11 protein-coding genes are annotated in these 12,350 nt (G+C 61.9%); 6 read left to right on the forward strand and 5 right to left on the reverse strand.

Annotation, left to right across the window (positions count from 1 at the left end; genetic code table 11):
* Positions 1–68 precede the first annotated feature (68 nt).
* From fadI to AB5Y80_RS09260, 6 genes are all read left to right on the forward strand, one after another.
* Positions 69–1,379: an acetyl-CoA C-acyltransferase FadI gene (fadI, locus tag AB5Y80_RS09235; protein WP_041215204.1), complete on the forward strand. Its 1,311-nt coding sequence runs from the start codon at positions 69–71 to the stop codon at positions 1,377–1,379.
* A complete protein-coding gene (fadJ, locus tag AB5Y80_RS09240; RefSeq protein ID WP_368172833.1) occupies positions 1,379–3,526 on the forward strand; it encodes a fatty acid oxidation complex subunit alpha FadJ in 2,148 nt (715 codons plus the stop codon). Before fadI ends, fadJ begins: the two co-directional genes overlap by 1 nt.
* A gap of 262 nt (positions 3,527–3,788) precedes the next feature.
* Positions 3,789–3,929: a TIGR02808 family protein gene (locus AB5Y80_RS09245; RefSeq protein WP_010674670.1), complete on the forward strand. Its 141-nt coding sequence runs from the start codon at positions 3,789–3,791 to the stop codon at positions 3,927–3,929.
* 188 nt (positions 3,930–4,117) lie between these two features.
* Positions 4,118–4,675, forward strand: coding sequence for a YaeQ family protein (locus tag AB5Y80_RS09250; protein ID WP_010674671.1), 558 nt, complete (start codon positions 4,118–4,120; stop codon positions 4,673–4,675).
* A gap of 11 nt (positions 4,676–4,686) precedes the next feature.
* On the forward strand, positions 4,687–5,571 hold the full coding sequence (locus AB5Y80_RS09255) for an AEC family transporter (protein WP_042863833.1): 885 nt from the start codon (positions 4,687–4,689) through the stop codon (positions 5,569–5,571).
* A gap of 270 nt (positions 5,572–5,841) precedes the next feature.
* The gene (locus tag AB5Y80_RS09260) at positions 5,842–6,264 is read left to right on the forward strand and encodes a hypothetical protein (protein ID WP_319899779.1); all 423 of its coding nucleotides are present in this window, start codon (positions 5,842–5,844) and stop codon (positions 6,262–6,264) included.
* 271 nt (positions 6,265–6,535) lie between these two features.
* On the opposite strand, the gene AB5Y80_RS09265 is transcribed toward AB5Y80_RS09260, so the two are convergent.
* The 5 genes from AB5Y80_RS09265 to AB5Y80_RS09285 form a co-directional block, all read right to left on the reverse strand.
* Entirely contained in the window at positions 6,536–7,192 is a 657-nt protein-coding gene (locus AB5Y80_RS09265; protein WP_319899780.1) for a DUF4145 domain-containing protein, read from the reverse strand.
* 239 nt (positions 7,193–7,431) lie between these two features.
* Positions 7,432–8,661, reverse strand: coding sequence for an MFS transporter (locus AB5Y80_RS09270; protein ID WP_045524826.1), 1,230 nt, complete (start codon positions 8,659–8,661; stop codon positions 7,432–7,434).
* A 55-nt stretch (positions 8,662–8,716) separates the two neighbouring features.
* The gene (locus tag AB5Y80_RS09275) at positions 8,717–9,487 is read right to left on the reverse strand and encodes an ABC transporter ATP-binding protein (protein ID WP_010674674.1); all 771 of its coding nucleotides are present in this window, start codon (positions 9,485–9,487) and stop codon (positions 8,717–8,719) included.
* Complete coding sequence (locus AB5Y80_RS09280; RefSeq protein ID WP_010674675.1) at positions 9,480–10,532, reverse strand: iron ABC transporter permease; 1,053 nt, start codon at positions 10,530–10,532, stop codon at positions 9,480–9,482. The genes AB5Y80_RS09275 and AB5Y80_RS09280 overlap by 8 nt, the downstream gene beginning before the upstream one ends.
* Before the next feature lie 101 nt (positions 10,533–10,633).
* Positions 10,634–11,755: an ABC transporter substrate-binding protein gene (locus tag AB5Y80_RS09285; RefSeq protein ID WP_368172834.1), complete on the reverse strand. Its 1,122-nt coding sequence runs from the start codon at positions 11,753–11,755 to the stop codon at positions 10,634–10,636.
* Positions 11,756–12,350 lie beyond the last annotated feature (595 nt).

The raw sequence follows: 12,350 nt of genomic DNA on the forward strand, positions 1-12,350 counted from the left end.
TGTGATTGGATTGTTAAGATGTGGCGCAATGAGGTCAGACCTCTGCCTTTTTAACCCAAGGAGCCAGGATGAAACAGCCATTGAAACTGACGACTCGCCAGGGCGAACGGATAGCCGTCGTGGCGGGTCTGCGCACCCCCTTTGCCAAGCAGGCCACCGCTTTTCACGGCGTGCCTGCGGTCGATCTGGGCAAACTGGTGGTGAGCGAGATGCTCGCCCGCACCGATCTCGACCCCAAGCTCATCGACCAGCTGGTGTTCGGCCAGGTGGTGCAGATGCCGGAAGCGCCCAACATCGCCCGGGAGATCGTGCTCGGCACCGGCATGAGCGTCAGCACCGATGCCTATAGCGTGTCGCGCGCCTGCGCCACCAGTTTCCAGGCGGTGGCCAACGTCACCGAATCCATCATGGCCGGCACGGTGGACATCGCCATCGCCGGCGGTGCCGACTCCTCTTCCGTGCTGCCCATCGGGGTCAGCAAGTCTCTGGCCCGCGCCCTGGTGGATCTCAACAAGGCGCGCAACCTCCAGCAGCGTTTCAATATTCTGCGCCGTCTGCGCCTGAAGGACCTGCTGCCGGTGCCCCCGGCCGTGGCTGAGTACTCCACCGGTCTCTCCATGGGGCAGACCGCCGAGCAGATGGCCAAGACCCACCAGATCAGCCGCGAGGCGCAAGATGCGCTGGCCCACCGCTCCCACACCCTGGCGGCCGAAGCCTGGGCGCAGGGCAAATTGAGTGGCGAGGTGTTCACCGCCCACGTGCCCCCCTACAAGTCGCCGCTGGAGCGGGACAACAACATCCGTGAAAGCTCGGATCTGGCGAGCTACGCCAAGCTCAAACCGGTCTTTGACCGGGCCCACGGTTCGGTGACGGCCGCCAACGCCACTCCGCTTACCGACGGCGCCGCCGCCGTGCTGATGATGCGCGAAGGGCGGGCCCGCGAGCTGGGTCTGGAGCCGCTGGGTTACATCCGCAGCTTCGCGTTTTCCGCCATCGATGTCTGGCAGGACATGCTGATGGGCCCCTCCTATGCCACGCCGCTGGCGCTGGACCGTGCCGGCATCACCCTTGGGGATCTCACCCTCATCGACATGCACGAAGCCTTTGCCGCCCAGACGCTCGCCAACCTCAAGATGTTTGCAAGCGCCGAATTTGCCCGTGACAAGCTGGGCCGGGATCAGGCCATCGGCGAGGTGGACATGGAGAAGTTCAACGTGCTCGGTGGCTCCCTGGCCTATGGCCACCCCTTTGCCGCCACGGGGGCGCGCATGATCACCCAGACCCTGCACGAGCTGCGGCGTCGGGGTGGGGGATTGGGGCTCAACACCGCCTGTGCGGCGGGTGGGCTGGGTGTGGCCATGGTGCTGGAGGTGGAATGATGAGTGCCAAGACTTTTTCTCTGGATATTCGCAAAGACGGCATCGGCATCCTCACCATGGATGTGCCCGGTGAGAGCATGAACACCCTGAAGGCCTCCTTTGCGGACGAGATCCGCACTCTGCTGGCCGAGGTAAAGGGGAACGGGGATCTGATCGGTCTGGTGATCGTTTCCGGCAAGAAGGACTCCTTCGTTGCCGGGGCCGACATCGCCATGCTGGCGGCCTGCACCAGCGCCCAGGATGCCGAAGCGCTGTCCCGGGCCGGACAGGACGTGTTCGCCGAGATCGAAGCCCTGGGGATCCCGGTGATCGCCGCCATTCACGGCCCCTGCCTTGGCGGCGGGCTGGAGCTGGCGCTCGCCTGTCATGGCCGGGTGGTGACCGATCACGGTAAAACCGTGCTGGGCCTGCCGGAAGTGCAGCTCGGCCTGCTGCCGGGCTCCGGCGGTACCCAGCGCCTGCCGCGCCTCATCGGGGTGGCCAAGGCACTGAATCTGATGCTGACCGGCAAGCAGGTGCGGGCCAAACAGGCCAGGAAGCTCGGGCTGGTGGATGACATGGTGCCCCCGTCCATTTTGCTGGAAGCTGCCATCAAGCTTGCCAAGAAGGGCAAGCCGCGCCACCACCTGAAACGGGATCTGCAGGGCAAGGTGCTGGAGACCAACAAATTTGGTCGCAAGGTGCTGTTCGATCAGGCCCGCAAGGGGGTCAAGGCCAAGACCCGGGGCAACTACCCGGCGCCGGAGCGCATCATCGAGGTGGTGCGCATCGGCGTGGAGGAGGGGATGCAGGCCGGCCTGCTGGCCGAGGCCCGCCACTTCGGCGAGCTGGTGATGACGCCGGAATCCGCCGCTCTGCGCTCCCTCTTCTTCGCCACCACTGAGATGAAAAAAGAGGTGAGCTATCAGGGGGCCGAGCCGCGCAAGGTGGGTCATGCCGCCGTGCTGGGGGGCGGCCTGATGGGAGGGGGTATTGCCTTCGTCACCGCCACCAAGGCGGGGGTACCGGTGCGGATCAAGGATGTGGCGAGCGCCGGCATCGGCAATGCCATGCGTTACAGCTACGACCTCCTCGCCAGGAAACTCAAGCGTCGCCAACTGCTGCGCAGCGAGCTGGAAAAACAGATGAGCCTGCTCACCGGCACCCTGGACTATTCCGGCTTCCACCGGGTGGACATGGTGGTGGAAGCGGTGTTCGAGGAGATCAACCTCAAGCACCAGATGGTGCAGGACGTGGAGCGCGAGTGCGGCGAGCACACCGTGTTTGCCTCCAACACCTCCTCCCTGCCCATCCACCAGATCGCCTCTGCGGCGACGCATCCGGAGCGGGTGGTGGGGCTGCACTACTTCAGCCCGGTGGACAAGATGCCGCTCGCCGAGATCATTCCCCACGCGGGTACCAGCGCCGAGACGGTGGCCACCACCCTGGCCTTCGCCCGGGCACAGGGCAAGACCCCCATCGTGGTGAAGGACGAGGCCGGCTTCTACGTTAACCGTATCCTGGCGCCCTACATGAACGAGGCGGCGCGCCTGGTGCTGGAAGGGGAGCCGGTGGAGGTACTGGACGGCGCTCTGCTCGACTTCGGTTTCCCGGTCGGCCCCATCACCCTGCTGGACGAGGTGGGGATCGACGTGGGGGCCAAGATCTCCCCCATCCTCGAAAAAGAGCTGGGTGGCGAGCAGTTCCAGGCGCCCAAGGCCTTTGACAAGCTGCTGGAGGATGAGCGCAAGGGGCGCAAGAACGGCAAGGGCTTCTATCTCTATGGCAAGGCGGCCCCGCGCAACAAGCTCACCGGCAAGGAGGGCAAGAAGACGGTGGACGCGAGCGTCTACGACGTGCTGGGCGTCAAGCCCCAGGCCAAGCTGGCCAGGCAGGAGATCGCCGAGCGCTGCGTGCTGCTGATGCTCAACGAAGCGGCCATGACCCTGGATGGCGGCGTGGTGGCCTCGGCCCGGGATGGCGACATCGGCGCCATCTTCGGTATCGGCTTCCCCCCCTTCCTGGGCGGTCCGTTCCGCTACATGGACAGCCTCGGCATCGACTATCTGGTGGGGCGTCTTGAGCACCATCAGAAGCGCTTTGGCGACCGCTTCGCCCCCTGTGCGCGGCTGAAAGCGATGGCGGCGGAGCAGCAGACCTTCTACTGATGGCTCTCGACGGCATGCATCGAGCGAGGCGACCCCAAGGTCGCCTCGCTTTTTGTTGGGCGTACCTTTCCGGTTTGGGGCGAGGGCGCGAAGAAAAACGGGGCGGGGAGGGGTAAAACCTTGATCTGGCGCAAACTGGTGCCCCATTTATTACTTTGGTGGCATAGGACTCAGGCGCGGGTTGAGGTCAAATAGTCTCATCAGGAACGGGGGCGACCCCGTCACGAAAGGGACACCCATTTCACTGGATGAAGGACACACTATGAGTCTGCTTGAACACACCATCTGGACTGTATTGGGGTATGGGGCCATGCCCTTTATCTTCCTGAGCGGGTTCGTGGCAGTGGCAGTGACCTGCTGCCTGCTGCTCAATGCCTTCGGGGTCAAGTCCGCCGAGAAGTGAGTCACTCTCGTTCATGCCGCCAAATGCCAGTCTCACGACTGGCATTTGTTTTTTGTGTCTTCTGAAGCACTTGCCCGCCCCTGATGGGGTAAAGGGAGCGCAAGACGGTCGAACCCGGCGGCCATTTTGATTACACTGACGCCCGGCATGTCCGCCCCCTTCTCTTTTATCAGGTATTCACGACTTCTATGGCGCTCAAGGCAACCATCTTCAAGGCCCAGATCAGCTTGTCTGACATGGATCGCAATCTCTATCAGGACTTCTCCCTCACCCTGGCCCGTCACCCCTCCGAGACCGACGAGCGCATGATGATCCGCCTAGCGGCCTTCGCCTGGCATGCCGCCGAGCGGCTGGAGTTCACCAAGGGGCTCTCAGCCGACGACGAGCCCGAGCTCTGGTGCAAGAACTACTCCGACGAGATTGAACTCTGGATTGAGCTGGGTCAGCCGGACGAGCGCCGCCTCAAGAAGGCATGCAACCGCTCTCGCCAGGTGGTGCTCTACCTCTATGGCGGTCGTGGCACCAGCGTCTGGTGGAAGCAGAACCAGGGCAAGCTCGGTCTGCACGACAACCTGAGCGTTATCGAACTCTCCGACAGCCAGACCCTGCCCCTGGCGGCCATGGTGGAGCGCACCATGCAGCTCACCTGTACCATCTCCGACGGCCAGCTCTGGGTCAGCAACGGCAGCCAGGAGGTGACGCTGGACCCCGTGGTGTTGATGGGACGCCCGGCCCGCGAACTGTAAACGGGATACCCATGTTCAGCGCTCTGCTCAATATCGTCATTCCCGTGTTTGCGGTGGTGGGCCTTGGCGCCCTCTATGGACGGCTGCGACCGGGCGGGGCCCTGGGTTATGTCAACCGGGCCAATATCGAGCTCTTTACCCCGGCGCTGGTCTTCTCGGCCCTGGTGAAATACCCCTTGGATCTCGCGGCGCACTTGCCCCTTGTGGGGGCCGGTGCCCTGGTGATCCTGCTGCCCGGCTTGCTGCTCTCCCTGCTCAAACTCAAGGAGATAGAGCGGGCCGCGCTGATCCTGCCCGCCATGTTTCGCAACACCGGCAACCTCGGCATTCCGCTGATGGTGCTCGCCTTTGGCGAGCAGCAGCTCGGCGCCATCGTCATCCTCTTTGTGCTCTCCAACCTGCTCCACTTCTCGGTGGGCATGTTCATCCTCTCTGCCAGCAGCTCCCGCTGGCTCTGGCTGAGAAGCCCCGTGCTCTGGGCCGCCTTCGCCGGGCTGCTGGTGGCCAACCTGCATATCCCGCTGCCGGAATACCTGGTGACCAGCGCCGCCCTGCTCGGCCAGATAGCGGTGCCCCTGATGCTGTTTGCCTTGGGAGTGAGGCTGATGGAAGGGGAGCTGGATCATCTGGGGCTGGCCATCAAGTGCAACCTGCTCTACCTGTTGGCGGGGGGCCTCTCCCTGGGGCTCGCCGTCTGGCTGCTGCCCCTCGAACCTGACTGGATACCACTCCTGATGCTGTCGGTGGCGCTGCCCCCGGCGGTATTGAATTACATCCTGTGCGAGCAGTACCAGTGTCAGCCCGACAAGGTGGCCAGCATAGTGCTCGGCGGCAATGCGCTCTCGGTGGTGGTGATCCCGTTTGCGGTGTGGTTGGCGCTGCATCTGGGGAGTTGACCCGGTTCTGTCTTTCTCTTCAAGGACGCCCGATGGCGTCCTTTTTATCGCTATCGCGAATGTCCGATTACGCTGCGCTAATCGAACCTACGGCCACTATGCAGTGGCGGTGGATCATCGAGAGCTCAACCGGCGACGACATCAACAAGATATGTTTGGGCATCCATAGCGACCAGAGTCACAGTAAATGTAGAACCCCGCGCCAGCGGGGTTTTCATTTAGGGTGGACTCATTTAACGTCAGATAAATTTATTTGAACGTGAGTAACAGATGGATAACCGAACGATTGGTGATGCAGGGGAATACTTGGTTGCATTTCATCTAAGCCGACGAGGCTTGTCTACGGCGCTAATGAATGCTGGCACCAAGGGGGTGGACATATTGGTGACAGATGATGGTAAAAGTGTGGTCAGTATTCAGGTGAAGTCATCTCAAGGAAAAAGCCAGCCGAGGCAATGGATGGTTGGTAAGCACCAGCCTAGCCCCTCAGAAAATTTCTTTTATGTATTTTGCAACATTTGGGAAGACCTCCATCGTGGACCTGAGATGCTTGTGGTGCCCAGTGAGCACGTCAGCCGTTCGGTGGATTGGAATGCCAAAGTACCCTTGTTCAAAATTCAGCCTAAAGAAAAAGAGAAATACCAAGACAACTGGGATCAGATATTGTGCTGCTTTAGCAAACAACAGGATTGAATACCCAGAATATTTCACCGAGATCTCGGTTCGCGCACATGTACGCAAACTGGCGAAGTGGTATAGGACCATTTTGACTGAGTTCAACACTCGCAACATCGACTAGCTCGGCCGAAAGTATTACCTCAGACCTATGTAGTAGTGGCCGAACAGTCGGTCTTTATCCGGTGCTGCCACCAGCCTGACTTGTTCGAGTATTAATAGCGATGGCTCTCACGATAAGAAAAATCCCCGCTGCAGCGGGGCTTTGCTTGTTAGGATATCCAGAAAGTTATTTGAGTAACGGCTTGCCCGCTTCGGCTAACTTGGCATCCAATGCCGCTCGTCTAGCAGCCGTTTTCGCTGGTTGTACATAGCAAAAATCAAACAGCATATCGAGTACGTCTAAGTTCCATTCTGCTTCGTGTGGTTCTACTGGAAGAATTTCGCCAGTGTTGACACTTTTTTGTGCATGCGCGGCAAAATTTCCAATCACTCTCATTGCATCTAATTGATCAGCTATATGGCTTGGTAAACCTTTGGCTTTAGCCTCTTCAATAGCACGGTCAAGATTACTATTTTTTGATAGACCTACCTCGGCGAGCAGATGCTGCAAGCAGCGGCGACTAAGAGCCGCAGATGCCTGAGCACTGATAGCAAGAACTAAGCATGCTTCATTGTAGTCAGTAGCAATAGAAGCAGGCACTGCTTGTGGTGCAGGTGGACGCCCATGATTACGTGGGAAAACAAGAAACTTGCTTTTACTTCCGTGAGCACCCTGTGAACTAATCAACGAGTAGGATAAAAATACTATCGGCTTTTTACATGCAGGGCATGCAAGTAGACTTGTACTCCAATAATAATTATCTTCATCTTTCTGACCACATAAACCAATATTATGGATTTCTTCGTTAGAATGTATTGACGTCTGGCAGTGGGGGCAAATCATTTAAGAACTCGACAATAAGAGAACATTTTCAGACTCTATCAAAATTTCTCGTGATGTGACAAATACTCTAACCCATCATAAACCCGCCTCCTAAAGATCTCTCGGCACTCAGTGATTGCACCGTGAATCTAGGGGCCTTTTATGTTGCCTGATACCGACTCTTTAGCTATTGGGAAGGGAGCAAAGCCAATCACTCGAACGACAGGGCGGCCACATCAAGTAATGTAAGGCCGCCCTGTTTATTGATGGGGAGCAGGTTGAACCTGGCCATCCTTGCGCAGTTGGGTATAGAGACCAAACCCGGCCAGCAGGCCGGCGAGGGCCAGCAGCCACCAGATGGCGGTGGCGGGGCGACTGCCCGCATCCCCCAGCATAAAGCCGATGAGCAGGTTGCCAAAGAGCGCCATGCAGCCCCCGGCGCTGGCATAGAAGCCGTAGTAGCTGCCGAGCTGCTCAGGGGGGGCGTAGCGGGGCAGTTGGGCGGCGAAGAGCGGGAAGCAGAGGATGGAGCCCAGGGAGAGCAGGGCCACCTGCGTCAACACGCCTGCCGTCGGCCAGGGGGCCAGCAGGGGCAGGGCGAGATAGCTCAGGCCCATCATGCCTATCCCCAGCCCCATGGCGAGCGGTACTCCCAGGCGGCGCTCCACCAGGCGGGAGGCCGGGAGCTGGAGCACGACACCGATCACCGCCGAGAGGGTGAAGACGCCGCCGAGCAGGTGGGTGGCGTCCGGCAGGCTCTGGATATGGGCGGGGAGGGCGAGGTAGAGCTGGTGGAACAGGATCTGGTAGCTGCCTGCCAGCAGGGTGAACCCCATGAAGGGGCGCTGGCGCACTATCTCCCCCCATTGGCGCAAGATGGCGCCACGGGGGCTCTGGTTGCTCACCGGGCGTTTGGGCAGCACCCGGTATTGCAGCACTCCGAGCAGAGCGAAGAGGCTCGCCGCCAGGATCCCCGTCAGGGTATAGCTTTGCTGGGTCAAGGTGAGGCCGACCAGGGGGCCGAGCAGCATGCCCGCCTCGCTGGCCAGATTGTGCAGGGCGAAGGCGCGCTGACGCTGGCTCGGGTTGTGGCATTCGCTGGCAAGGTAGGCCTGGGCGCAGGGGGTGAACAGAGCCCCCGCAAAGCCGGTGAGGGCGGCGGCCAGCAGCAGGATGGGCAGGGACTCGGCCCAGCCCAGCAGCACGAAGCCCAAGGATCGTACCAGACAGCCCCAGACGATGGCGGGATGGTAGCCGATGCGATCCCCAAGGGTGCCGCCCAACAGGAAGAGCCCCTGCTGGCTGAAGACCCGCATCCCCATGACGAGGCCGCAGGCCCAGCCGGCCAAGCCGAGTCCGCTGCCCATGTGCTGGGCGAGGAAGGGCATCATCATGTAGAAGCCGAGGTTGAAGGCGAGCCCATTGGTGATGAGCAGGCGGGCGGCCGGGCTCATGCCCTGCCAGTCCCGCCAGTAGGAGGCGCCGTTCATGGTCGCCTCCCGCCAGCGCGTGGGGCGGTGGTCGCCGGGGTGGCGCAGCACTGTGTCATGATGTCTTTCGCAGGGTTCTGAGGAAGGGGATGCCGTGCTGATCGTGGCTTATCTCCACCGGCACCTGGTAGAGGCGCTCGATGAGGGCCGCGTCGAGCACCCGGGCGGGGGGGCCGAAGGCCTGTAGATCTCCCCCTGCCAGCACGATCAGCTGATCGGCAAACTGGGCGGCCAGGTTGAGATCGTGCAGCACCACCAGAGTGATCCACTGCTGCTCCCGGGTCTGCTGGCACAGGTGCTCCATCAGTTGCATCTGGTGGTGCAGGTCCAGGGCGCTGACCGGCTCGTCCAGCATCATGATGCGGGGGTCGCGCAGCAGCACCTGGGCGAAGAGCACCATCTGCCGCTGGCCGCCGCTCAGGGAGTAGAGGGGGCGATCCGCCAGATGGGCGATGCCGAGCGCCTGCAGGGCGCGGCCGGCAGCCAGGATGTCCTCGTCCGCGAGGCGCATGGAGAGGCTGTCGAGGCGCCCGAGCACCACCACCTCGATGACGCTGAGGTCCAGCTCCAGCTGGATGTTCTGGGGCATGTAGCCAAACTGCTGGCGCCACCTGGCTTGTGTCATCTGGCGGGCACTCTGGTCCCCGAGGCGAATGTCGCCACTGTCCGGGGTCAGTTCACCAAAGAGGGTGCGCATCAAGGAGGTCTTGCCGGTCCCGTTCGGGCCGATGATCACATGGACCTGACCCGGATGCAGAGTGAGGCTGAGATCCCGCAGCAAGGTCTGCTGGCCGAGGGAGAGGGAGAGTCGGGATATTTCAAGCACGTTTACGCCCCCTGCCGAGGATCAACCAGATGAAGAAGGGCACGCCAATGAGCGCGGTGACGATGCCGATGGGGAAGAGGGCCCCCGGAATGATGGACTTGGAGAGCACCGAAGCCGCCGAGAGCATGCAGGCGCCGCACAGGGCGGAGAGGGGGATCAAAAAGCGCTGATCTTCCCCCACCAGCATGCGGGCGATATGGGGGGCCACCAGGCCGACGAAGCCGATCACGCCGACGAAGCTGGTGGCGGTGGCGGTGAGCAGAGCAACCAGCACCAGGGTCTTCATGCGCAGTCTGTCGACGTTGACCCCGAGGCTGCGGGCGCGGGCTTCCCCGAGGCGCAGGCTGGTGAGGGCCCAGGCATCCCGGTAGATGAGCAGGGTGCAGATCAGGGTGACGACGGCGGTGATGATCAGGGAGTCCCAGGTGGTGCGCATCAGGCTGCCAAACAGCCAGAACAGGATCTGCTGGTTGAGTTCGGGGGAGGAGAGGAACTGCAGCAGGGAGAGCAGGGACTGGAACAGGAACAGCAGGGCGATGCCCGCCAGGATCAGGGTCTGGCTGCTGACATGGCGCATCATGGCCAGACCAAACAGCAGGCAGGCGGCAAACATGCACACAATGAAGGCGCCGGCCGGGATGGCCACCAGGGGAGGAAGCCCGAGGCCGCCGGTGTAGAGGGCCAGCGCCGCGCCCAGGCCCGCCGCCGCCGCGAGCCCGAGGGTATAGGGACTGGCGAGGGGGTTGTCCAGCAGGGTCTGCATCTGCACGCCGCCAAGGCCGAGGGAGGCGCCGACCACCAGGGCCATGAGGGCGATAGGCAGGCGCATGTCGTGGACGATGGTGCGGGTCATGGGATCGGCCTGGGCGGGGGAAACCAGGGCATCGATCACGTCGTGCAGGGCCAGCAGGGAGGGGCCGGTGGCGATGTCGAGCACCAGGGTAATGCACAGGACCAGGGCGAGCAGCAGGAGCCAGTGCCAGCGACGGCGCTCCCGTTGCCGCTGCCGGGCGAGGGTCTGCTGCAGGGCAGCCAAATCATTCATGATGTCAATCCTGAAACGGGCGCCGCAAGAGGCGCCCACACAATCCAAGAGGGTTGCTGAAGAGGGCGTGGCCGAGGTGGGCCACACCCGAATTGCCGGGGTTAGCTTGCGTCATCCTGCTTGATGCCCAGCATGAAGGTGCCCTGGGGACGGATGGGCAGGTAGTGCTGGTAGAACGCCTGATAGGTGGCCAGGGGAGCGAGATCCTGGAAGAGGTCCGGATAGAGGGCCTTGGCCATGAACTCGATGAGGGCGGCATCCATGATGCTGCGGGTGGCGCCGTGATAGACCGCGTAGAGGCGACCCTCCTTCACCGCAGGCAGCTCGCTCCAGCCCGGACGGGCAGCAAAGCCTTGCAGACGCTGACGCACGGTCTCTGCCGACACATCCTGGCCCACCTGCATGGCGACGGCACTGCTCACGCTCTCGTAGCCCGCCATCAGGATCACCTCGGGCTTGCTCGCCAGCAGTTGTTCCGGGTGGATGGGGCCCCAGCGATCGACGAAGGGGGCGGCCACGTTGTCGCCACCGGCCAGCAGGGCCATGGCGCCCCACATGTCCTTGCCATAGGTGTAGCTGTACTCGGCCGGACCCTTGTCACCCAGCTCGATGTAGACCCGGGGCGGCGTGCGCTTCGCGGCGGCGATGCGGGAGGTGATGGTGTCAATCTTGGCCTTGTACTCGTCGGCCATCTTCCGGGCGCGGGCTTCCTGGCCGGTCAGCTTGCCAAGCAGCAGGGTGCTCGCCATGTGCTGTGCCAGGGTCTGGGCGTTGTAGTCGATGACCACCACCGGGATCCCTGCCTGCTCAAGGCGTGGCAGGTCGGCGGCCAGGGCCTCATATTGCCACTTCGCCAGGATCACCAGGTCGGGCTTGACCGCCAGGGTCTTCTCGATGGAGAAGCTCTGATCCTGCACGTTGCCAAGGTCCGGGACCTTGGCCAGTTGTGGCTGGCTGGCCACATAGAGCGACCAGATGGCGGGACGGGACTTCATGAACCAGCCCAGGGACATGCCCACCAGGCGTTCGGCCCCGCCTTCACCGGCCACCGCCAGGTAATCTTCGGGATAGAAACCGAGCACGATGCGGTTGGCCGGAAGGCTGAGGGAGACCTTGCGGCCCATCACATCTTCCACTTCAACGGGGGGGGCGGCCTGCGCCATCCAGCTCACCAGGACGAGCTGGCCGAGCAGCAGCAACTTTGCCAGGGGGTGACGAAACATCTTGTAGCACCTCGAGAATAGAGACGGTCAAAAAAGAAAGTGAGAACTATTGCCATTCGCGAGCGCAAAAGCAACAAACGTTTGTGTCATCCCCTCTCTTGTTATTTCTGTCATTACTGGAACCGGTTCCACAAGAGCACCAGGAGAGAGTCTCATCCCCCGGTTTTCTGCCTTCTCGGGCTACGAAGGGAGTTGCGCCCGGTATGGCACCCATGGATTTGTCCATGATCCGTGTCTGTGAGTGGCGCTGTTCACGAAATGGTACCGGGCAGAGGGCCGCCGTAGTGCTCCCCCGTCTGCCCCGGCGCCGATGTCGCTCCCTGACAGAGGCCGCCAGCAGGGGCTGGGGGGCGACAACTTCCTGCGCAGCGATGGCAGACACTGCCCATTCGGGTATTGCCCGTCACCTTGGCGCAACATTTTGTTGTCATTGTTAGCCAGCTCGCAGCAGCACCGGCGCCGACGGGGCAGAGTGGGCGCGCAGTTTCGGCCGGGGGCTGACATGCCTCCCGCTGATGGCTGCATCCAAGGTGCTGCGGCCCGCCTTGTGCGGGGCGCCAATAACATGATCTGCAAATAAAAAAGGAAACTGACC

It is taken from the genome of Aeromonas sp. R2-1 (assembly GCF_040908425.1).
Lineage (GTDB): Bacteria > Pseudomonadota > Gammaproteobacteria > Enterobacterales > Aeromonadaceae > Aeromonas > Aeromonas caviae.

What these genes read in the sequence shown, in the direction of transcription:
- fadI (WP_041215204.1), top strand. Translation starts at nt 69, where the DNA reads ATGAAACAGCCATTGAAACTGACGACTCGCCAGGGCGAACGGATAGCC.
- AB5Y80_RS09250 (WP_010674671.1), top strand. Translation starts at nt 4,118, where the DNA reads ATGGCGCTCAAGGCAACCATCTTCAAGGCCCAGATCAGCTTGTCTGAC.
- AB5Y80_RS09255 (WP_042863833.1), top strand. Translation starts at nt 4,687, where the DNA reads ATGTTCAGCGCTCTGCTCAATATCGTCATTCCCGTGTTTGCGGTGGTG.
- AB5Y80_RS09245 (WP_010674670.1), top strand. Translation starts at nt 3,789, where the DNA reads ATGAGTCTGCTTGAACACACCATCTGGACTGTATTGGGGTATGGGGCC.
- AB5Y80_RS09270 (WP_045524826.1), bottom strand. Translation starts at nt 8,661, where the DNA reads ATGAACGGCGCCTCCTACTGGCGGGACTGGCAGGGCATGAGCCCGGCC.
- AB5Y80_RS09260 (WP_319899779.1), top strand. Translation starts at nt 5,842, where the DNA reads ATGGATAACCGAACGATTGGTGATGCAGGGGAATACTTGGTTGCATTT.
- AB5Y80_RS09265 (WP_319899780.1), bottom strand. Translation starts at nt 7,192, where the DNA reads ATGATTTGCCCCCACTGCCAGACGTCAATACATTCTAACGAAGAAATC.
- AB5Y80_RS09280 (WP_010674675.1), bottom strand. Translation starts at nt 10,532, where the DNA reads ATGAATGATTTGGCTGCCCTGCAGCAGACCCTCGCCCGGCAGCGGCAA.
- AB5Y80_RS09285 (WP_368172834.1), bottom strand. Translation starts at nt 11,755, where the DNA reads ATGTTTCGTCACCCCCTGGCAAAGTTGCTGCTGCTCGGCCAGCTCGTC.
- fadJ (WP_368172833.1), top strand. Translation starts at nt 1,379, where the DNA reads ATGAGTGCCAAGACTTTTTCTCTGGATATTCGCAAAGACGGCATCGGC.